We start from the raw sequence: 22,182 nt of genomic DNA on the forward strand, positions 1-22,182 counted from the left end.
GCCGTATGTCGAACATGTCTAAAACTCCGTGAACTATGGTCGTTCTTACTTCATCGTTATTTCTTCAGCTCGGTAGGACTGACGCCAAAGTATTTCTTAAATATCTTGCTAAAATGCTCCGGCGACTCATATCCCACACGTTCGGCGATCTCGTAACGGCGCAGATCCGTGTTCAGAATCAGCGCTTTGCTCTCTTCCATCCTCAGCTTAATCACGTATTCCCAGAGGTTGTAGCCGGTATTTTTCTTGAACAAGTAGCTCAAGTAATTGGGGCTGACGTGATTGTTGCGGGCCACCTCGTGGATAGTCAGTCCCTTCTGCCGGTAATTCTCCTCGATATACTTCTTGGCGCTCTCCACAATCCGGTTATTCTGCTTGGTCAGCTCTTCTGTGGAAGGGTCCTGGGAATAGTTGTGCCAGTTAAAATCGCCATAATAAAACACATGATGATCCCCGTGCTCGCCTCCCCACAGCATCGCTTTGTCCGCCTGCCGGCTGAGCAAGCTTAGGAACCCCGTTCCTTTAAGAATCTGGCTGATCCCGACCGTGCACCGCAAGCCAAGATATTTATGAATGTGATGATGCAAGCTGCGGCCAAGCATTTCGAGCTGATTGATTTTGTTGAGATTCGGCTCGGCATACTCCGTTTCACTCCACTGCAAGATCAAAGCGATCTCCAAACGCTCGGTATAAAAAGACGCTGCGCGCCACTCCTGATGCAGCAGCTCGTTCACGATATTAAGCGCCGCGTAACGGAACAGACAGGCATCCCGATCCCGATCTCCGGATTGCTGCTTGTCATCGGGGATCACCAGTTTGATTTTGATGACCGAAAAATACGGCCCCGTCAGCCCCAACCGCTCAGCTTCGGCAAACCGCTGCTCTTCGTCCCCCTCCGCGAGATCACTTAACAGACGGTTCAGTCGTTCGCCGTATTCCGGAAGCGGCTCCTCCATGCGGAAATGCTCCGCACCTCGGGCCAAAATCTCCTCGCCCTGCGGCATCGGTTTATCCATTTTCAACAGCGCGTTGCGCACCGAGTCCAGGAACTGCTCGCTGTTCAGCGGCTTGATCAAATAGTCCTTGGCACCCAGCCGGATCGCCATCTGGGCGTATTGGAACGTTTCATGCGCAGAGATGATGATCGTCTGCACCCAAGGCTTGATCAGCTTCGCCTGCTGCATCAACTCGATCCCGTTCATTTCTCCCATCTGGATGTCGGTGACGAGCAGATCCACTTCCTCCATTCTTACGTAATCCAGCGCTTCGTGCCCGTTATACGCGGTGTAGATCTGACCGATATCCAGTCCTGAAGCGGTTAGAAGTCCGGATAAGCCTTTGCAGATCAACGGTTCGTCGTCGACGACCAATACGTTGTACATCGTAGTTCCCCCTGTTCGTGTTATTCGTTCCGGTTCACCGTGAGCGGCAGGGTAATGGTGACGAGGGTTCCGCCTTCAGGGCGGCCCACATAGTTCAAGCCGTACTCCGGCCCAAAATGCAGCCGAAGCCGCTGATGAATATTGCGGATGCCGTAACCAAACGACGGACTTGGCGTTTCATCGTTCAGCAGCTTGTCGATCGCATCGAAATCGACCGGCTTATACCCATTGTCCGCGATCCGAATGTAGACCCGGCCCAGCGCTTCGTCCGCCTCGGCACAAATCTGGATTTCGCCGTCCTCTCCCATATGTTTAACACCGTGAATGATAGCGTTCTCAATCAGCGGCTGCAGCGTGATTTTGGGAATGATTGTGGAATGTAGCTCCAAGGGAATGTCCCACGTCACGCGGAACCCGTACTCGTAACGATGCTCCTGCAGCTTGATGTAAGCCGAAGCATGCTCCAGCTCTTCCTCCAGTGTGATCAGCTCTCGGCCGCGGCTTAGGCTGATTTTCATCAGCTTGGACAGCTCCTTGATCATTTCCGCGGAGGCGGTGTTCCCTTCCATCGCGCTTTTCCAATAAATACTCTCCAGCGTGTTGTACAGCAAATGCGGGTTAATCTGCTGATACAAAATTTGCAGCTGGGCTTCCTTCTGCTTGATGTCCATCTGATATTTATAATGAATCAGTCCATTCAGCCGGCGCGCCATCTCGTAGATCGTGGAAATCAACACGCTAACCTCGTCGTTGCGATCCCGGTGCGGCGTCTCCGGCACCACATTGCCCGGCTCGTAACGGCGGACGAAATAAACCAATTTTTGAATCGGGGTCATCAGCGACCGCCAGAAATATAAGATTAACACCAGCCCCACCGCAAAATAAGCAATGGAAATAAGCTGAATAATTCGTTTGATTTCGTTTTGCTGTTGCAGCATGGCCTTGATGGGCACTTTGTACACCAGCTTTTCCTGCAGAACGTAATTATAATTAATCACATAAATGAAATCCTCAGTAATGACATCCTTTACCCCAATCAACGAATCGCCTAGATCCGCTTCCGGCGGCAAATCCAATATGGAACCCGTTGGCGTGGACGAAAGGTTCGGTGTGGAGGTCAGGATCCGGTTGTTCCAATCGGTAAAATACAGCTCGCCCTCTGGAATTGAGACGGTTTGCAGCGATTCGCCGATGCGCCCGTCTACATTGGACACGACCAGCACGCCAATCGTCCCGTTTTTGTAAATGCTGTTAATCGCCCGGATATAAGCGAGCGTTTTTTGATTTTGTAAGCCTTGACCAGAGGGGGACAGGTGCTCAATGATACGTAGATAACCGTTCCCTTTTTGCGCAACAGCTTCATCAAACCATTCCGGCTTCTCGTTCTCAAGAAAAAAATAGACGCCAGCTTTCCGCGCATCCGGATAGTACGGAGCAAAGAAATATGCGTTGTCCGGATCGTAAACGTACAGCGAATAATACACCGGCTCGCGTTGATCGGTTTCCTGCGAATAATTGAGCAGCAGGTTCTCCAGCCTTTCGTAATTTTTGACCCGATCCAGAACGGTCTCCGAGCTTTCACCGCTAGGGTTCAGTTGCTGAAGCAACGGATGCTGGAAGACGGTTGACGTCACTTTGTTAATCGCCTCGATATCCCGGGTGATGAGCCGGAAATTCTGCTTATTCAGCTCGATATAGGCGTTGGTGACATTTCGCTTCAACACTTGATCCGCTTTATAGTTGCCGTAGGCGTTCAGAATAAATAACGGAATGACCATCACAATGAAGAGGAGGATCATCTGCTGTTTCACATTTAAATTAGCTAGCGGGTTCCTAAGTTTTAGCTTCAATGGTGTTGCACCTCCGGCAATTTAACTATAGCAATTCTAAAAACCGGCAAGTATGCGCGTTTCTACGAAGATCGTGGCGGTTCCTCCTGTTCTCGCGGATGGCGGGCCCCTGCCTAATTCTTAGTGTAGGGGATTTTGAGTTTCTTGCCAGTTAAAAAAACAAAAAGTCCCTCGGAAGTTTCCGAGGGACTTACTTCAGTGTCGGGCCAAGCGATCAAACGTGCCCATTACACCAGTTCATGCAGCCCGCTGACGACAAGGTCGGCGTCAGCCAGAATGTCCGGGCTGCCGATGCCAACGACGCGGCAGCCTGCGGCTTTGCCCGCCTGCACGCCCGCCTCTGCATCCTCAAACACGACGCAGTCAGACGGCGGCAACGCCAGCGCGGTGCAGGCCGCGAGGAACACCTCCGGGTCCGGCTTCGCCTTGGACACCTTGGTGCCGTCGATCACCGCGTCGAACAGCTCCGCGATGCCGAGCCGGGATAAGATGAACCCGGCGTTTTTGCTCGCCGACCCCAGCGCGACCTTGACGCCCCGCTCGCGCAGCTGCAGCAAATACTCCTTCGCCCCCGGCAAAATTTCCGAAGGCTCCAGCTTCGAAATATACTCAACATATTCGCGATTTTTCTCGGCTGCCATCTTCTCGCGTTCTACCTCCGTAGCTTCCACGCCGCCCACCTCGAGCAGAATGCGCAGCGATTCCATGCGGCTGACGCCCTTCAGCCGCTCATTGTCGGCTTCGGTAAACTCGAAGCCTAACCGGTGCGCCAGCGCCCGCCAGGCGAGATAGTGGTATTTGGCCGTATCCACGATCACGCCGTCGAGGTCGAAGATCGCACCTTTCATCGTTTCTAACATGATGGATTCTCCTTTAATCTCTTAGGGTAGCTTCCCAATGGCTCTTTTCCTATGCGATATGAACTTCGTGGCCCGGCGCCACCGTCAGCTCTCGGTCTCCCACGATAAACCGCAGTGCAGCCGGATTATCGCGAGGTGCCGTGATGGTCACCCCTTCCCGGCTGACCCGGATCCGATAAGAACCACCGCCTAAGCGTACCGGGAATTCGATTGCCTGCCAGGCCGACGGCAACGCCGGTCGAAGCACCGCCTTGTCCCCGTCATACCGCAAGCCGGCAAATCCCAACACTGCCGCCATCCATGCCCCGCCATTCGCCGCGGGATGCGTCCCGCCAATGTATAAGTCACCGACGTATTGCTTAGAATCACCGGTTAAGTCAATCGTCGCCGTCCGCATAAAGTAAGGGTAACCCCAATCCGGTGATCCCGTATCCGCCGCCACCAGCGCATAAATGCAAGCGCTGAGACTCGATCCATGCTCGGTGCGCGGCTCGTAGTATGCCCAGTTCGCTTGTTTAACGGCTGGATCGTAATCGTCCTTAAACAGGTGCAGCATCAACACGACATCGGCTTGCTTAAGAATTTGCGTTGTCGTCGCAAGTCCGTTCCCTCCGCCGAGATATTCGTGGGGATGCAGCATGCGCGACTTCAGCTGTGTGAGCGTAACATCCTCCAGCGTATAATAGCGATCAAACTGCTCAATCAAGCGGCTTTGAGTATCCGGCTCGGGAACGTACAACCGTTCATACATGTCGCGGATATGCTCCGGCTGTATAGGGCTGTCTGCCAGCAGCTGCTCATAACGCTCAACGTTACCCCGCTTCAAAATCTCCATCGCATCCAAAGCGATACGCAGGCACTCCTTCACCATCCGGTTCGTGAACGCGTTGTTATTCACCCGCTCATGATATTCGTCCGGCCCCGTCACGTCGAGAATTTCGTAGCGCTGCTTCCGAGGATTGAAATATCCATACGAATAAAAGAACTTCGCACACTCCCACGCAACCTCTGCGCCGCCATCTAACAGCAGACGGTCATCACCGGTAAACGCGTAAACCTGCCAGATTCCGTATGCTACGTCTGCGCTGATATGCACCTGCTTATCACGGAAATAGGTTCGCATCGGACGGCCGGTGAACACGTCATTGACGTTAAACAAGGTGCAGGCGTCGTCCCCTGTTTCTTGGCTCTCCCAGGCATAAAAGGCACCTTCATAGCCGTACTCGGCTGCTTTGCGCTTCGCCCCGGCCAGTGTATGCACCCGATACATCATCAGATTCCGCGCCACCTCGGGCTGGGTATACAGGAAGAACGGCAGCATAAACATCTCCGTATCCCAGAACACCGCACCCTTGTACACCTGGCCGGACAACCCCCGGGCCGGAATAGACACTTTCTCCGAGCGATCTGGTGCGATGATATGCAGCTGATACATGCTATAGCGCAAGGCCAGCTGGGCTTCCTCATCGCCTTCAACGAGGATGTCGGAGGCGCTCCACTTGCGCTCCCAATATTCAGCGTGCTCGCTCAGCAGCTGATCATATCCAAGCTGCCCCGCTTCCCGGGCCCACTGGATCGCAGCCGCTCGAACCTCGTCAGCCGTTTCCCCTTCCAGGCCGGCCGCCACGGCGACAGTTTTCTCAAGCACGACCGGCTCCCCAGCCCGGCAATGCACATGAAACCGGCGGCGGATAGATAGATCCTTCCGTAAAACTTCATGCTCCCCGCCGCTCGCCACCTCTGCCGCTTCCGCTACGGTGATCGGCAAGCCAAGCTCCTGCGTCGAAGCGCTAAGCGATACGACTTCCCAAGCCGCACCGCCCTCTGCCCCGTCCACATCGCTCTCCATCCGCACAAGATGCGGACCATTAATGTCCCATACGTCACCGTTAATGCCGGTGACAATCGTCAGTTCGCCATCACGGCTACTCTCTACGGTGAACCGGCATACGATCAGTTCTGTGCGCGCCGCACTGCAGAACCGCTCCGCAGTGATCGCGACCTCCCCACCATCCGCGGTGCGGAACACCGACCGTCGGCGGTGCACCGCCTGACGCAGGTCCAGCGACTGCTCATGGCTCACAAGCTCTACTCGGCTGTGATCAAGCTCTCTGCCTACATTTACGCTGTTCACCGCTTTGTCTCCTGCAGCCACATTTCCGGCCTCGAACACGCTTAGCCTCGTGCCGTTCCAATAAACTTTCGTATCCAGCCCGTTAGGAGCATTCACCGGCTCACGCCACTTGCCCCCCACTTGGTCGTACAGTCCAGCGACGATCGTTGCAGTCAGCTCTTTTTTGCCAAACTCCTCCAATGTCCCCCGGTATCCGAGAACCCCGTTCCCGATCATAAACTTGTTGCCGTGATGTGCGATTCGTTCCGGGTCAAACCCGCTTTCACGAATGATCCAGCTCACTGAACGACCGCCTTTCGCAGCGGCAACTGAATCCCGGCTTCATCGATGCTCACCAGGTTGCCGTACACCTGAACTTCCGCCACGCCGCCGGACTTTGCACGGATGCTGACCTGGTTCTGATCCACTTCAACTTGCAGCTTCGTGCCGCGATACGTCACCATAAATCGATAGCTCTCCCAACGTTCAGGGATGCTTGGATTCAACGCAAGCAGCTCCCCATCGGACCGCATCCCGCCGAAACCGTACACGATGTTCATCCAAGCGGCAGCGATCGACGTGGTATGAAGACCTTCCCGCGTATTGCGGTTGTAGTTGTCCAGATCTAACCGGGTCGCAAATTCGAAGAACTTATACGCCTCATCCGAACGTCCGATTTCCGCCGCCAAAATCGAGTGGATCGACGGCGACAACGACGATTCGTGGATACAGCGCGGCTCGTAATAATCGTAGTTGGCGCGCTTCTCCTCGAGCGAATATTCGCTGCTGTACAGGAACATGAACATCAGCACATCCGGTTGCTTAATCATGTCGTAGCGGTATAAACGGTCATACGACCAATGCGAATACAGTGGGAACTCCGTGACCGGGATCGAATGGATGTCCAGATGCGGCAGGTCAAAAAAGCCATCATGCTCTTCAAAAATTCCCGTCCGTTCATCCCGCGGAATTTTCATATGCTGCGCTTTGTTTTGCCAATCCTGCTGTTCTTCCTCCGTCAGGCCAAGGCGGGCTGCCAGCTTGTCATAAGCAGCGGAAGCCTCATTCCGCATCGCTTCCAGCACCTCCAGTGTATACTCGAACAGCTTCTTGGCCATCAGGTTGATATAACAGTTGTTGTTTACCATCAGCTGGAACTCATCCGGGCCCATGACGCCGAAATAGCCGTATTTGCCCGACTGCTGTCCCCACTGACCGCGTGACGCATAAAAACGGCTGATCTGAATCAGCATTTCCGCACCTTTTTCATACAAAAACGACTTATCGCCCGTCATCTTCACATAATGGCGCAACCCGTACGCAACCGCCGTGCCGACATGCAGCTGCAGATTCGAGTGTTGCCACAGATCGCAGCTTTCCGTTCCGTCGATGGTCGCAATCGGATAAAACGCTCCTTCACAGTCCAACTCCTTGGCCCGCTTCAATGCCTCAGGAAGCGTCCGGTAACGGAATTCAAGCAAGCTCCGCGCCGCCTTCGGATTGTTGAAAATATAAAACGGCAAGCAATACGACTCCGTATCCCAGAAAGCCAGCCCGCGATACGCCTCGCCGGTCAGCCCCTTCGCCCCGATGTTAAAGCCGGGGTTATCGCCATGGTAAGTCTGATACAGCTGAAAAATGCAAAAGCGAATCCCTTGCTGATTCTCCGGGTCACCTTCGATGGCAATATCCGATTCCGCCCATACCTGATCCCAGTATGCCCGCTGGTTGGCCGCAGCCGCATCAAATCCAGCCTGTATGTGTTGCGCTGTCAGCTCGATCCCTCGCAGCCAGAGGTCATCATTCTGGGTGGAGCGATCTTTATCAGCCACGTTCACTACGAGTTTATCCAGCGTACTGCGCTTGCCTTGCTCCAGCGTCAAAGTCAGAACCCGGCCGATGTAGCTGTCTTCCTGCACCAACTCGTCCGTAACCGCGTCCGGTGCAACGACATGGAACCCGGAAAACAACCGGTTCCCCGTGTTCACTGTCTCCCCTAGAATTGCTGCGATCGGGGTTCCATCGCTCGCCTTGGCTTCATCTTGCTTCAGTTCCTTCCAGTAACACCGTTGCTGATCCTCATGGATCACCTTGAGGTTCAGGCCGGTTCGCACCTGGATTGAACCAGAGAAGTTGAGCGGCGTCAATGTGATTCGCTGTGCCCCGAGATGAGACACCTTCATGCTGACGAGGCGTTCAAATGTGAGCTGAACATCTTTCCCGCTGGCGGTATGCCACACGAACTCCCGAGTATAGATGCCCGTGCGGAAATCCAACTCCCGCCGAAAGCCGCTGAACCGGCTCTCCGCTAGATCCAGCGTTTCTCCGTCCAACGTAATCCGCGTATGCAACCAATCCACTGCGTTTACCATAAAGCGCAACGATTTGATAATTCCCTTGTAATGAGCCGTCACCGGGCTCTCCTCAAACAATCCATTGAAATAGCTGCCCAGCAACGTATCACCGCTATACCCCTCCTCCGGGTAGCCTCGGACCCCCATATATTCATTCCCCAGTGAAAAAATCGACTCGCTGACCCGGTTACGTCCCGGATCAAAGCCGACCTCCACGACCTTCCAAGGGTCGACCTGTAAATATTTGTCCGCGATTTTCGGCATGTTCCGCCATCTCCTTCTATGTGTATCCATAAGATAAACCTCTCCCACTTAGCTTAGCGGAACGCCCGTTGCGGCCAAATGTCCAGGACTAAGGAGCTTATGTGCGATCGTACGGATTTGGCATCCAGCCGCCCAACCCGCCGTATCCCTGGAACATCTCTCCCCCTCAATTCCACGATTATCCCTTTAGCTCAGTACCCTTTTTACATGATTATCCCCTTCATTCAGACTCCACCCTTTTACACCTTTATCCCTTTCCATCAGGACCTACCCCTTTAGATCTGTATCCCTTTCCATCAGGACCTACACCTTTAGATCTGTATCCCTTTCCTTCAGGACAGTCTCTTTACATCTGTATCCCTTTGTGTCAGGTCCTGCTGATCTTCTGCACCATTATCCCGTTCATTCAGGCCTCTCTTATGGCTTTATCTTCCCTTTTATTCAGTTGCCGCTTTTATTCAGTCGCCGCTTTTTTCACTCGTCCCTCTTCTTCTACTCCCCCCTGACTCATCGGGATAATGTCGAGAAGAACCGGCCGCCATATATATCCCGCCGAGCTCGCGGCACCCGCAACGCAAAAAAACCGGAGCGTTCTCCACGCTCCGGCTGATTTGTTGGCCAACTCGATAAAAATTAAAGTTCGTTGATAAATACCGTCTTCATTTTGCTGCTGTATTGCACGTCAAGCCCAAGTCCCTGCACGAGCAAAGCCAGCGGAACATAGGTTTTGTTCTCTTTGCCGACCTTTTGCAGGAATGCTGGGGTTGCCGTCGTCGCCGGCGTTCCATCTACTTTGATTTGCTTCGCGCCAATCGGGATTACAACCGTCCGGCTGCCATAAGTAATCGTGGCGGTGGCGGTGCGTGAATCCCATTTGCTTTGCGCTCCAATTGCATCGGTGATGTCCTTGATAGCCACAAACGTCTGCCCGTTCTTCAAGATTGGCGGATACGGCGTGTTCAACTCTTGGCCCTTCACCACAACGGATATCGGAGCTCCACCTGTCTTGGCGGTCGTCGTCCGATAGCTTCCCCAAACCGATTCAGCAAAAATCTTGGCGATTTCCTCATATCCCGCTTGGTTCGGATGGATATCCGTGTCGGAGAAAATATGCGTCAGCGAAATTTCCCGCCCGATAAAAGCGGCTGCCACATGGGCTGCTTTGACCGGCTTCGCATCCCCAGCGTGATCGGCAACAACGCCATCCACGATCCCGGTAAACTTACCGGCGAACTGCTGCAGCTCATCGTAGATCGCTGTGCCGGCCAGCTTCGGCACCGGCTGGTATTGGTCCGCAATCACGATTTGCGCCGAAGGATTCAACTCCTGCAAGATGCGGACGATCTCGCGCAGGTTGTCGCCATAATGCGTCAACACCTCATCGCCTTGGGCGCGGAGTTGATCCAGCGAGATGTTTTTCATATCCGGAAGCAGTTTCAGCAGGTCATTCCCGCCGATCGTAATCGTGATCAAATCAGCTTTCTGCAGATCAGCCTTTGCTTGAGCAACCCCCGACGCAAAGGAAGCAATGCGAGGATCCGGCAAGTTCGCTTGAATGTCTGCGCCAGCCACCGGTACCCCCTTCTGGATGGCGGTCACGTAATTTTTCAAACCTTCGCTGGTCAGACCCAGAATACCGTAATTCACGGCAGACGTCCGTGCATGGAACAGCCCCTGTTCTTTAAGACGTTCCACGAAGCCGTAAGGGACGCTCTGCTCAGTCATGCCCGGCTCGTACCCGGCTGTAATGGAATCGCCCAGCGCAACGATCAGGTAGTCATCGACCGCTGGCGCAGCTTGGGTTGGTTTTGCAGCGATGCCGCTGACCAAGATAAGAATGAGGGCGAGCGCTCCCGCAACGGCGGAAACCTTGTTCATACGAGGATGCTTCAAGCTATTCAACTCCTTGGATAAAAATAAGTATAATAGCGCGAAAAACCTGAGGTTTTTCGCTGTTGGCCTCAGGTCTCGTTGTTGCATCTTACACCGGCGAATGCTGCGCACTCTGTGCTATTCCGGCTTATTCTCCGCGCGCCCGGTCCTTTTTAAATACTCATCATAACGGCCATCGACTTCCTTGGCCATCTTCCGGTAATTCAGCGTCTCCTCCACAATCGGATCCAACGTGGTCTGAATTCGGATTTCGTACTTCGGTGACAATCTTCTGCGTTCCTCCTCACGGCGTTCTTTCTCATTGCCGTATTCCCCTTCCGTCAGCATCTCGCTGAGCTCGCGTTCCAAATCCTTGCTATCGCTCATCCTGGACACTCCTTCCGGTAAATATGGATTAAGCATTTGCTGTCGCCAAATCTAAATCAAAATTTTATTTCTTTTACAGGCCCGTCGCGTCGGCAGCCCGGATAACTCCAAGCAGTTCGTCATGAATTTTGCCATTGCTGGCAACCAAATGACGTACGCCGATGTGATAAGGGTTGCCCGCGGTATCCGTCACTATTCCTCCGGATTCCTTTACGATCAGTGCACCCGCCGCAACGTCCCAAGCGTTCAATCCAACCTCATAATAACCGCTAAGCCGTCCCGCAGCAACATACGCCAAATGCAATGCAGCTGAACCGGCAGCGCGCAGGCTGCGCACTTGTCCAGACAACGCGTTCAAACCGCGCATATTTACCGGCAAAGCAAAATCCCGGTCTGGGTTAAACCCTACCGCAATCACGCTGCCGGACAATGTTGCATCGTTGGACACCTTCGACTTCTGCCCGTGGATGTAGGCGCCTTTGCCTTTCTCTGCCACAAACATCTCGTCGCGAATTGGGTCATATATCACGCCGATTATGACATCCCCTTTATATGCCAGCGCTATCGATACGCAGAAAAACGGAAATCCGTGCACGAAATTGGTCGTTCCGTCCACCGGGTCGACGATCCACAAATACTCCGACTCGCTCCCCTGCTTCAGCGCTGCAGCAGATGCCGCCGCTCCTGGGGCTACACCTTCTTCGCCAAGGATCTCATGATCTGGAAAATGCGTCAAGATCAGCTTGCGAATCATCGCTTCCGCACCCTTATCCACATCCGTTACCAAATCCTGCGGCGATTGCTTCGTACTCAGATCACGGTAGTCCCCCAGCCGGCTCTTAATCCATTCTCCCGCTTTCGCAGCGCAGTTGATCGCTACGGCCGTCGGACTCTTGCTGCCTACCACATATGGAACTTTCGGATTCGATTCCAATCGATTCACTCTACTTTCATCTTATACTGATAATTTACTCCCTAAAAACTATACGTCTTGAAATATGCAAAGTTGCGTCCTTTCGCCTGCCCGCCATGGAAATCAAACGAAAGCCGCTTTACTTTATATGCAAAAAGTCCGTGTCCAATCGCAGAGAATGTACCCCGCCGGAAACGAACTTTTTGCTGACTAACCGCAAGCGGTCTTTACGTTATGCACCTACGATATTATACCCGCCGTCTACAAAAATGACCTCTCCGGTAATTCCGCGGGACAGATGGCTGATCAGGAACATCGCCGTGTCGCCAACTTCAGCGGTGTCCGTCGTTTTGCGCAACGGAGCTTTCTCCTCAACTTGCTTGAGGATGGAGTTGAAATCGCTGATCCCCTTCGCAGCCAATGTACGGATCGGTCCAGCCGAAATCGCATTAACGCGGATGTTCTTCGGCCCAAGGTCGTTAGCCAAGTAACGTACCGATGCTTCCAGTCCGGCTTTTGCCACGCCCATTACGTTATAGTTGCGCATTACGCGCTCCGATCCCATATACGTCATCGTCATAATGCTTCCGCCTTCCGTCATGAGCGGCGACAAGCGCTTCGATACGGCCACCAGGGAATAGACGCTGATGTCGTTAGCCAATGCAAAACCTTCACGGGACGTGTCCATAAACTCACCCGCCAGATCCTCACCTTTGGCAAACGCAATACTGTGCACCAGACCATGCAGAACGCCAAATTCAGATTTCAGTGTGTCAGCCAGTCGGTCGATCTCCTCATCTACCGTCACGTTGCACGGCAGAATCAACGAACCTGGAATCGTTTCGGCCAGTTTGCGGACCCGGCCTTCTACGCGTTCACTTTCATATGTAAATGCCAGACGGGCACCTTGCTCTGCCAAGCTTTGCGCAATTGCCCATGCGATACTGCGCTCGTTAGCAACCCCCATCACGATCACATTTTTCCCCGCTAACAAATCACCCATGAAAATCCTCCTCTATATTAAATACACCTTCATTTTGTACAACTTACCGTATTTCCCTTCATTTTTCAAGAGAACCAGCGTTCAGCGGGCTTGTCCACGAAAATTACGGCTGGATGCGCACGCTTGCTCCATCCAAAATCTCCACGCCTTCCTCCCGGTATCGCGCCAAATCCTCCATTAACGCAAATAGCGCCCCGTCCTTAAGCTTCGCCTCCAGCATCACGTCCACCCGATCGGTGATCGGAGCGATGCTGCGCAGAAACTCAAGCAGCGGCAGAACGATGACGTGATCGGCGTGCCCACGCGGATCGCTGGCGCTCTTCGGACTGGACGCATGGATCTTCGGCGGCAGCGGATCGTCTGCCGGCGAATCGGCCTGCGCATACGGCGTTTGCCATGTCGCCAGAATTCGCGGCCACAGCTCCGCCGGGCTTTCGCCTTCATTGTTCACCCAATGGTGGTGAATATCCAGAACCATCGGAATCCCCAGCGCTTCGCATAGCTCTAGCGTCTCGCGAGCATTAAACGTCTTGTCATCGTTTTCGAACGTCAACCGCTGCTTGATGCGTTCCGGAAGTCCCGTGACATTCTCGCGGAACCGGGCTCCTGCAGACAGCTTGTCCCCGTAGGCGCCGCCAACATGGATATTGTTCTTCGCCCGGGCATCCAGGCCCATCGCATCAAACATCGCAACATGATGATGCAGATCGCGGATCGAGGATTTCAGCACCTCAGGCCGCGGTGTACTCAGTACCGTAAAATGGTCCGGGTGAAAAGACACCCGAAGGCCGTGCTCCTTGACATATTTCCCCACGGCGGCAAATGGCTCGCGCAGCGCTTCGTAAGGATTCCAGTCAGACAGCGACTCATGCGTCGCCAGAGGAATCAGCTTCGAAGAGAAGCGGTACACCTGAATATCGTTGCCGACGTTATGCCGAAGCAGGCGCAGTGTGTTATGCAGGTTCTCCTCCGCAATCGTCTCCAGTCTACGGATCGCTGCCTCACGATCCGCAATTCCGTTAAACGTCTTTAACGTCATCGTCTTGGAAGGCGACGCGTTGGCGATTACGGTGGACATCGCCACATAACCGAAGCGCACGATCATTTCCGGTCCGGATCTCCGAAGAACATTTCGTGCGCCAGAGCGGTCTGCACGGCAGACTCCTCCTCCGTCAGCGGACGGATCAACTCCAGCTCAACCGAAGTAACTTCCTCTCCATTGAAGTTAATCTCAGCAACACAAGCGGTGATCTTCACGATCGCCACCGCCTTGTTATCCGGCGAATACGCGATGACTTTCTGACCTGTCGGGAACACGCGCAGCCCTTCTTTGAGCATTTTACCCTTGCCGTATTCTAACAGCTCGTACAGCTCCTGCTCTTTCTTGAATTTACAAACTGAGTTAAATTCCGTTTGAAATCCCACTGTTATCTCTTCCTTTCTCAGCCGGCTGTCCGGGCGGCTATCGCCGCCGCAGACTAAATGCCGCTTTCGAATTCCAGCGCCTGCCGGGCTTCGTAGCGCTCCAGCGCCAGCTCGATCAAGCGATCCAGCAACACCTCATAAGCTACTCCGGTTTCGCGCCACAGGAGCGGATACATGCTAAACGGCGTGAAGCCCGGCATGGTGTTCACTTCGTTAATCCAAATTTTGTGATCTGACTTCCGCACAAAAAAATCAGCCCGGCACAGCCCGCTGCCGGCAATCGCTCTAAACGCCTTAACCGCCAGTTCCCGGATTCGATCAGCCAACTCGGTATCGATCGGCGCAGGAATCAGCATTTGCGATTTTCCATCCAAATATTTGGCTTGATAATCGTAATATTCGCTGGAAGAGACGATTTCTCCGGGTACAGAGGCCAGCGGCTCATCGTTGCCAAGCACCCCAACCTCCACTTCGCGAGCATCGACAAACTCCTCAACGATCACTTTCAGATCATAACGGAAGGCCAGCGCCACGGAGGACAGCAGCTCTTCACGGTTGCGCGCTTTGGAGATCCCTACGCTGGAGCCAAGATTGGCTGGTTTGACAAAGCACGGATAACCCAGCTTTTCCTCGATGCTCTGGATCAGCGTATGGCTTGATCGCTCCCATTCAGATGCAGTGAAATAGCAGTACGCACATTGCTCAAGTCCGGCCTCGGCGAACAACTTCTTCATGATGACCTTATCCATCCCGGCCGCGGAAGCCAGCACGCCCGCTCCAACGTAAGGCAGATCTGCCATTTCGAACAGCCCTTGGATCGTGCCGTCTTCACCGTTGGTGCCGTGCAGCAGCGGGAACACGACGTCAATTTCCGATTGGCCCGTTGAAAGCTTGCTGAACAACAGCCCCATCGCAGCAGCCGTATCGCCTTTGCTCTCTTCCAGCTTCAGCTCTTCCAGTGCAGCAAACGGCGCGTTCAGCTTCTCGCCTACCTTCCATTTGCCCTGCTTATCAATATAAAAAGGAAGCAACTCGTACTTGTCAAAATTAAACGCCTTAGATACGGCGAAGGCCGTCTGCAGCGAAACCTCATGCTCTCCTGATTTACCCCCGTAGATGAGGCCTACGGTTATTCTGTCCTGTCCCATGAGCAACCTCTTTCCTTCATATTAGGTAATTCCATGAACCTTCACTGAATTCATCTCTAGAAACGGTCCGCGATATGATAAAAACGATACACCGTCTTTTCGGTCCAGGCATAGGAATCCCGGTAATCCCAATAACGGTGCTTGCTTGGTGTCGTATGGGCGTTAACCAGCGGCATGCCGCCAGCGTCGAACGCGGTCACGATCGTATTGTGTTGAAACATGCCGTTGCCGTCCCAATCATAGGCGATTACATCGCCCAGCTGGAGTTGCTCCGGACGCTCGAGCAGTTCGGCGCGAAGTCCGGTTCGGCTCTGGCCGAGATAGCGCGCTAACGCATTGGCCACTGACCAGCTGTAGCTCCACAGCTCCCGTCCGCCGACATAACCTTTGTACCACCAGCCCGATTCTCTTTTTCCAGTATAGTTTATTGGGGCTCCGCCTGCAAAGAGGCACTGGGAGATATAGTTCGTGCAATCCACCTCAAACGCGGCGAATTCAGGATTAAAGCTGTCCCACCACCGATCCGCGTATAACACGGCTTCCTCACGACGGTATGCGATGCTGCGTGAGCCTCCTAACCCGAGAACTTCATGGTTCAAAAAAGGCCGCGGCACAGCTCCCTTCCGCCCCGCCGCTTCTGCTTCATTATGATCAGGGAGCACCATCACCGGATGCCGCTCAGGCACCGGCTGTTCCACCTTGCTCACGATCCAGCCGGAACCGTCGCGCGCCAAGGTGAGCCGCTGCTTTTCGATTCGCTCCTCCTGATGGCGGGCTCCGCCTTTTTCATAGTAGATTTTGCGGGACAACTGCAGATCGACCTCAATCTCGCCCTCACGCTTCTCGATCTCACGCACCAGCTTGGCTCGGGTCTCGCAGCGCAGCGGCGAAGCGCCCCGAAGACGATACCAGCTCTCCAGTCTGCGCTTCCGCTCTCCCCGCCGCATGAGATAATCCACATCGGTTACGACCGTGCCCCCGCTAGGCGTGCGATAGTCCACTTCGTCCTGGTTCTGTTCGTTTACATAAACCGATAACGTCTTCTTCCATTCCTCCGCCATACGTCCACGCCTCCTTTTCACTATTAGCCATTATATGAATGCCTGGGAGGGAGTATGTTCTGCACCTCGCCGCCCTAGGCTTGAAAGCCTATTCAACCGCACCGGTAAAGCCCAAACGAGCCAGAATCAGGCTCAAAAAGTACTTTACTCCCCACGGCAGGAAAGGTATACTTAAGTCAGGAATTTTTGAAATAATGTTTCATCTAGTGAAACTATGAATCAAGGAGGTTCATTCATGTCAGCGAACGATTTTTTCTCCGCTGCCCGTACGTTGGAGGTCGGCGGCAAGAGCTACCGTTACTATGACCTGCAGGCTCTTGAACAACAAGGTCTGGGCAAGATTTCCAGACTTCCGTTCTCCATTAAAGTATTGCTTGAAGCCGCTGTCCGCCAATATGACGGAAGAGCGATCACTCAAGAACACGTGAAGCAAATCGCCGGTTGGAGCGAGGGCCGCGATGAGAATAAAGAGATTCCTTTTATCCCCGCTCGTATTGTGTTGCAAGATTTCACCGGTGTACCGGTTGTCGTTGACCTCGCTGCGATGCGCGACACCGTGAAGAAAGCCGGCGGAGATCCAAAACAGATCAATCCGCTTGTGCCGGTTGACCTCGTTATCGACCACTCTGTCATGGTCGACGCGTTTGGTTCCCCAGATGCGCTCGAGTACAACATGAAGGTTGAGTTCGAGCGCAATGAAGAGCGTTATCGCTTCCTGCGCTGGGCGCAAACCGCTTTCAATAACTTCCGCGCCGTACCTCCGGCTACCGGGATCGTTCACCAGGTCAACCTGGAGTATCTGGCATCTGTAGCCGCTACGAAGAACGTAAACGGCGAAACGTTCGTTTACCCGGATTCCCTCGTAGGTACCGACTCCCATACGACGATGATCAACGGTCTTGGCGTCGTTGGCTGGGGCGTTGGCGGGATCGAGGCCGAAGCGGGTATGCTGGGGCAACCGCTCTATTTTGTCGCTCCAGAAGTTATCGGGTTTAAACTCACGGGAAGTCTGGCTGAGGGCGCTACGGCAACCGACTTGGCGCTGACCGTTACGCAAATGCTGCGGAAGAAAGGCGTTGTCGGCAAATTCGTGGAATTCTACGGTCCAGGCCTGACCAACATCAGCCTTGCCGATCGCGCAACCGTGGCAAACATGGCCCCGGAATACGGTGCAACGATTGGTTACTTCCCGGTAGACAAGGAAACGCTCGCTTATCTGCGCAGCACCGGCCGCTCCGAAGAGCAAATTGCGCTGGTTGAAGCTTATTACAAAGCCCAAGGCATGTTCCGCACGGACGATACCCCGGATCCGGTATTTACCGATCTGATCGAGCTGGATCTTGGCTCCGTTGTCCCAAGCTTGGCTGGACCGAAGCGTCCGCAGGACCGCATCGAACTGACAGCGATGAAAGAGAGCTTCAACTCCATCATCCGCACGCCGGTTGAGAAAGGCGGTTACGGCCTGACTGAAGAGAAGATCGAACAGAGCGTACCGGTGAAGCATCCGGACGGTTCGACGAGCGAACTGAAGACCGGTGCTGTCGTGATTGCGGCGATTACGAGCTGTACGAATACCTCCAACCCAAGCGTTATGGTCGGCGCTGGCCTGCTGGCGAAGAAAGCCGTTGAACGCGGTCTGACCAAGCCGGGTTATGTGAAGAGCAGCTTGACTCCGGGCTCCCTCGTGGTAACGGAGTATCTGCAAAAAGCCGGCTTAATCGAGCCGCTCGAAGCGCTTGGCTTCCACGTTGCCGGTTACGGATGCGCAACCTGTATCGGGAACTCCGGTCCGTTGCCGGACGAAGTCAGCGCAGCGATTGCCGATAACGATCTGACGGTAGCGGCAGTGCTCTCGGGCAACCGGAACTTTGAAGGTCGCGTCCATGCGCAAGTGAAAGCGAACTATCTGGCTTCTCCGCCGCTGGTCGTTGCTTATGCGCTCGCAGGTACGGTAAATATCGACCTGCAGAACGATCCGATCGGCTACGACCGCGACAATCAACCGGTTTACCTGAAGGACATCTGGCCTACTTCCCAAGAAATTAAGGAAGCGATCGGTCAATCGATGAGTCCGGAGATGTTCCGCAGCAAATACGAGAATGTCTTCACGCAGAATGAACGTTGGAATTCCATTCCGGTTCCGCAAGGCGAGCTGTATGAGTGGGATGAGAAATCGACGTATATCCAAAATCCACCGTTCTTCGAGAAGATTGGCGAAGGCTTGTCCGACATCGCGGACATTCGCGGCGCACGCGTGCTGGCTCTGCTCGGCGATTCGGTAACGACCGACCATATCTCGCCAGCAGGTAACATTTCACCAAGCAGCCCGGCCGGCAAATATTTGACCGAGCATGGCGTTGAACGCAAGGACTTCAACTCCTACGGGTCCCGCCGCGGTAACCATGAGGTAATGATGCGCGGTACGTTCGCGAACATCCGCATCCGCAACCAAGTGGCACCGGGGACAGAAGGCGGCGTAACGAAATACTTGCCAACGGACGAAGTGATGTCGATCTACGACGCTTCGATGAAATATCAAGCCGAAGGCCAAAACCTCGTCGTCATTGCCGGCAAAGAATACGGTACCGGAAGCTCCCGTGACTGGGCAGCGAAAGGCACATACTTGCTGGGCGTTAAAGCGGTTATCGCGGAGAGCTTCGAACGGATCCACCGCAGTAACCTGGTAGGTATGGGGGTTCTGCCGCTGCAATTTAAGGAAGGTTTAAGCTGGAAAACGCTCGGCATCGACGGCACCGAAACGTTTGATATCGAAGGCCTGAGCAATGACGTGAAACCGGGCCAAGAATTAACGGTAACGGCAACCCGTCAGGATGGCAGCACGTTCCAGTTCAACGTGATTGCCCGCCTCGACAGCATGGTCGATGTGGATTACTATCACAACGGCGGTATCCTGCAAACCGTGTTGCGTCAGATGATCGCAGCAAACGCGTAAATCAACATGAAAAAGAGTTCCCTTCATTTGCCGTGAAGGGAACTCTTTTTTTCTTATCGCCATGCCTCTAAATTACAAATGTAGTAATCCGATTTCGACACGATCCCAAAGCCTATTCTGCGGTAGAGCTCTAGCGCATTGCGATTTTCCGTAATGACGCTTAAGCGAATCCGCGTTCGTCCTTCCGAAAGCAGCAGTCGCACGGTTTGCATCAGTATGTCTCGCCCATACCCGCGCCCTTGGATGTCCGGCGACACGCAAAAATCATGGATCACCGCCGTATCGCTCCCCAGAAGCTTCACCCGGATCATACCGACCCGCTCCGCCCCATCAAAGCCAATGTACGCATGCCGATGAGGCTCCCGGGTATTCCCGAAATAGCGTAGCGTCCACTCCTCCGAATCGCCAAAGGCTTGGGTGGAGCAGCGTACCATAAAACCGAAATCCTCCAGCGTTTCCGGGCGGATCACGAGGTTCGGGTTTCTGAGCTCCTCATGATGTAATGCTTGAAACTCCATGGCGTACTGCGATTTGTCGAACTTGGTGCCCAGATGCTCCATGGTATGTTGACCGGCATCCGAATCCGCCGGAACTTTAAATCGACAGGCTTGAATCCCCTGCTTGCGCATATCCTTTGCCGCCGCCTCCAGCAAAGCTCGAAATATCCCTTGGCGACGCCGCTGCGGATGCACCATCGCGCTGATGTTCGCCTCGATCCCATCTACGGAATACCAGCTGAAGTATCCGATCAAGCGCCCCTCGGTCTGATAAAGATAGACGCGGTCGCTGCTATCTGCTGTCAAATTGTCTAAGCCAATGCGGAGATCAGTTCCATCTGTCTCACGGCATATCCGCTCCAACTCGCGGATCGGATCGAGAGCTTCAGGAGAGAAGCCCGTTAATTGAGTAAGTAAATAATCCGCCACCTCTAACTCCCCCATTCATGGTAAGGATAATCTAATCATGATTTCATATCCCCGTCAATTCATGTTCTCCTCCTACTTTACACCATATAAACCATCTGTTATATTTAATGTATAACAGTTAGAACAAAAAGGAGATGCCTGTCCGTGATCATTCAGTTGGATTTACAATCGGACGTCCCGATTTACACACAACTGGTCAATCAGATTATCGAAGGAATTGCCAGCGGACGGCTTCAACTGGGCGAACCGTTGCCGTCCGTACGCAGCTTGGCTTCCGATATCGGCGTTAACCTGCACACGGTCAACAAAGCCTACACGATTCTGAAGCAGGAAGGTTATATCCAAGTCCACCGCCAAAAGGGCGTTGTCGTCGATCCGGTGGCCATGCCGCCGATTACGCCGGAATTTCGCGAGAAACAGCGGCGCGAGCTGCGTCCCATCGTGGCCGAAGCGATCTGCCGCGGGATGGAGAAGGAAGAATTGCTTCGGATCGTAGAGGAAATCCATCAAGAGATTTCTCGAAAGGAGTAGAACGATATGCACCTGCTATCTACGTTTCTCTTATTGTTGATATTTTTGCCCTTGCTGGTGTCCTTAGCCTTGATGCCTTATTTGACTCGGGAGACGGTCAGCTTTGGCGTATCCGTGAGCGAGGAGCAATACTGGAGCGAACCGGTGCGGCGGCTGCGCAGGCTGTACGCCTCCATCAGCACAACTATCTACTCGCTCCTGCTGATTGCCTGCTTCGTCAGCCTGTGGAACAAGGATGGCAATGAGCAGGGCACCCTGTTTGCTATTTATCTCGGGGCTGTCCTCGCGATCTCCACGGGACTTTATCTAACGTTTTACTTCCGGATGAAGAAACTCCGCCCGTCCCTGCCCGCGGCTCCGTCCTCTCCTGCCGTGATTGCGGTGGACACCGGGTTTCGCCGCCAAAGGCTGACGTTATCGGGCAAGTGGTTCCTGATCCACGCTGTCATCATTGTCATAAGCGCAGCTCTGACCCTAAGCCAATACGCGTCTATCCCTGATACGGTGGCGATGAAGTTTGATTTTTCGGGTCAAGTGGTCAGCAGTGCCGCCAAATCCTACCGCGTCGTACTGTTTCCTAACGTGATGCAGGTCATCTTAACGTTGCTGTTCTGGTTTGTGAATTGGTCGATCCATCACAGCAAGCAACAGCTCCAAGCCTCCGATCCAGAGCGCTCGCTCCGTCAAAATGCCGCGTTCCGCCGGAGATGGTCCGTCTTTACGGTGACCTCGTCCTTGGCGTTGATCCTGATGTTTTCGTTCATTCAAGTCAACATGATTCGTCCCATGGATATCGGCGTCATCATGCTGGTGAGCCTGGCTGTCCCTGTATTGATTGTGTTGTTTGCCATAGTACTGAGCTTTACGACGGGTCAAGGCGGCAGCCGGATTGGGCGCGGGCGTATCCTCGGCCACGCAGGTACCGCTCCGGTTCAGGATGACCGTTACTGGAAGCTCGGAGCCATTTATTTTAATCCGCAGGACCCCACTCTATTTGTGGAGAAAAGAACGGGAATCGGCTGGACAATGAACTTCGCAAATCCGATATCGTGGCTTACCCTGCTGGGCATTCTGGTCGTTATCATCTGGTCTGCCTGGCTGGCGAAATAAAGGATACTTATTTGAATATTAAGGAGGAAT

At 53.8% G+C, this 22,182-nt stretch carries 17 protein-coding genes; 3 read left to right on the plus strand and 14 right to left on the minus strand.

Features of this window, described 5'->3' with window-relative positions:
- Positions 1-56: 56 nt before the first annotated feature.
- From PBA01S_RS12910 to PBA01S_RS12970, 13 genes are all read right to left on the minus strand, one after another.
- Positions 57-1,382, minus strand: coding sequence for a response regulator (locus PBA01S_RS12910; protein WP_127576125.1), 1,326 nt, complete (start codon positions 1,380-1,382; stop codon positions 57-59).
- A gap of 20 nt (positions 1,383-1,402) precedes the next feature.
- On the minus strand, positions 1,403-3,181 hold the full coding sequence (locus PBA01S_RS12915) for a sensor histidine kinase (RefSeq protein WP_254899739.1): 1,779 nt from the start codon (positions 3,179-3,181) through the stop codon (positions 1,403-1,405).
- A 278-nt stretch (positions 3,182-3,459) separates the two neighbouring features.
- A complete protein-coding gene (pgmB, locus tag PBA01S_RS12920; protein ID WP_127576126.1) occupies positions 3,460-4,092 on the minus strand; it encodes a beta-phosphoglucomutase in 633 nt (210 codons plus the stop codon).
- 49 nt (positions 4,093-4,141) lie between these two features.
- A complete protein-coding gene (locus tag PBA01S_RS12925) occupies positions 4,142-6,508 on the minus strand; it encodes a glycoside hydrolase family 65 protein (protein WP_127576127.1) in 2,367 nt (788 codons plus the stop codon).
- Positions 6,505-8,823, minus strand: coding sequence for a glycoside hydrolase family 65 protein (locus PBA01S_RS12930; RefSeq protein WP_085170614.1), 2,319 nt, complete (start codon positions 8,821-8,823; stop codon positions 6,505-6,507). The genes PBA01S_RS12925 and PBA01S_RS12930 overlap by 4 nt, the downstream gene beginning before the upstream one ends.
- Before the next feature lie 633 nt (positions 8,824-9,456).
- Positions 9,457-10,716: a stalk domain-containing protein gene (locus tag PBA01S_RS12935; protein WP_127576128.1), complete on the minus strand. Its 1,260-nt coding sequence runs from the start codon at positions 10,714-10,716 to the stop codon at positions 9,457-9,459.
- A gap of 117 nt (positions 10,717-10,833) precedes the next feature.
- Positions 10,834-11,082 carry a hypothetical protein gene (locus tag PBA01S_RS12940; RefSeq protein WP_016313529.1) on the minus strand — a complete coding sequence of 83 codons (249 nt, stop codon included), beginning with the start codon at positions 11,080-11,082 and terminating at the stop codon, positions 10,834-10,836.
- 73 nt (positions 11,083-11,155) lie between these two features.
- Positions 11,156-12,025: an inositol monophosphatase family protein gene (locus PBA01S_RS12945; RefSeq protein WP_174844485.1), complete on the minus strand. Its 870-nt coding sequence runs from the start codon at positions 12,023-12,025 to the stop codon at positions 11,156-11,158.
- A gap of 202 nt (positions 12,026-12,227) precedes the next feature.
- Entirely contained in the window at positions 12,228-12,998 is a 771-nt protein-coding gene (fabI, locus tag PBA01S_RS12950) for an enoyl-ACP reductase FabI (protein WP_016313531.1), read from the minus strand.
- 103 nt (positions 12,999-13,101) lie between these two features.
- Positions 13,102-14,103 carry a UV DNA damage repair endonuclease UvsE gene (uvsE, locus tag PBA01S_RS12955; protein WP_028539419.1) on the minus strand — a complete coding sequence of 334 codons (1,002 nt, stop codon included), beginning with the start codon at positions 14,101-14,103 and terminating at the stop codon, positions 13,102-13,104.
- Positions 14,100-14,423, minus strand: coding sequence for a hypothetical protein (locus PBA01S_RS12960; RefSeq protein ID WP_016313533.1), 324 nt, complete (start codon positions 14,421-14,423; stop codon positions 14,100-14,102). The genes uvsE and PBA01S_RS12960 overlap by 4 nt, the downstream gene beginning before the upstream one ends.
- Positions 14,424-14,476: 53 nt before the next feature.
- Positions 14,477-15,571 (minus strand): D-alanine--D-alanine ligase, encoded by a 1,095-nt coding sequence (locus PBA01S_RS12965; protein WP_028539418.1) that lies wholly within the window; start codon positions 15,569-15,571, stop codon positions 14,477-14,479.
- A 56-nt stretch (positions 15,572-15,627) separates the two neighbouring features.
- Positions 15,628-16,632 (minus strand): amidase domain-containing protein, encoded by a 1,005-nt coding sequence (locus PBA01S_RS12970; RefSeq protein WP_085278674.1) that lies wholly within the window; start codon positions 16,630-16,632, stop codon positions 15,628-15,630.
- Positions 16,633-16,867: 235 nt separating this feature from the next.
- On the opposite strand from PBA01S_RS12970, the gene acnA reads away from it, so the two are divergent.
- Positions 16,868-19,585: an aconitate hydratase AcnA gene (gene acnA / locus PBA01S_RS12975; protein ID WP_028539416.1), complete on the plus strand. Its 2,718-nt coding sequence runs from the start codon at positions 16,868-16,870 to the stop codon at positions 19,583-19,585.
- 53 nt (positions 19,586-19,638) lie between these two features.
- On the opposite strand, the gene PBA01S_RS12980 is transcribed toward acnA, so the two are convergent.
- Complete coding sequence (locus tag PBA01S_RS12980; protein ID WP_164744155.1) at positions 19,639-20,511, minus strand: GNAT family N-acetyltransferase; 873 nt, start codon at positions 20,509-20,511, stop codon at positions 19,639-19,641.
- Between the two features lie 144 nt (positions 20,512-20,655).
- Between PBA01S_RS12980 and PBA01S_RS12985 the strand changes: the two genes are divergently transcribed.
- Both PBA01S_RS12985 and PBA01S_RS12990 read left to right on the plus strand, forming a co-directional pair.
- Complete coding sequence (locus PBA01S_RS12985) at positions 20,656-21,042, plus strand: GntR family transcriptional regulator (protein WP_016313538.1); 387 nt, start codon at positions 20,656-20,658, stop codon at positions 21,040-21,042.
- Between the two features lie 6 nt (positions 21,043-21,048).
- Positions 21,049-22,152, plus strand: a complete 1,104-nt coding sequence (locus PBA01S_RS12990) for a DUF1648 domain-containing protein (protein WP_127576130.1) — start codon at positions 21,049-21,051, stop codon at positions 22,150-22,152.
- Positions 22,153-22,182: the final 30 nt, after the last annotated feature.

The sequence above is a fragment of the Paenibacillus barengoltzii NBRC 101215 genome (genome assembly GCF_004000745.1).
Lineage (GTDB): Bacteria > Bacillota > Bacilli > Paenibacillales > Paenibacillaceae > Fontibacillus > Fontibacillus barengoltzii.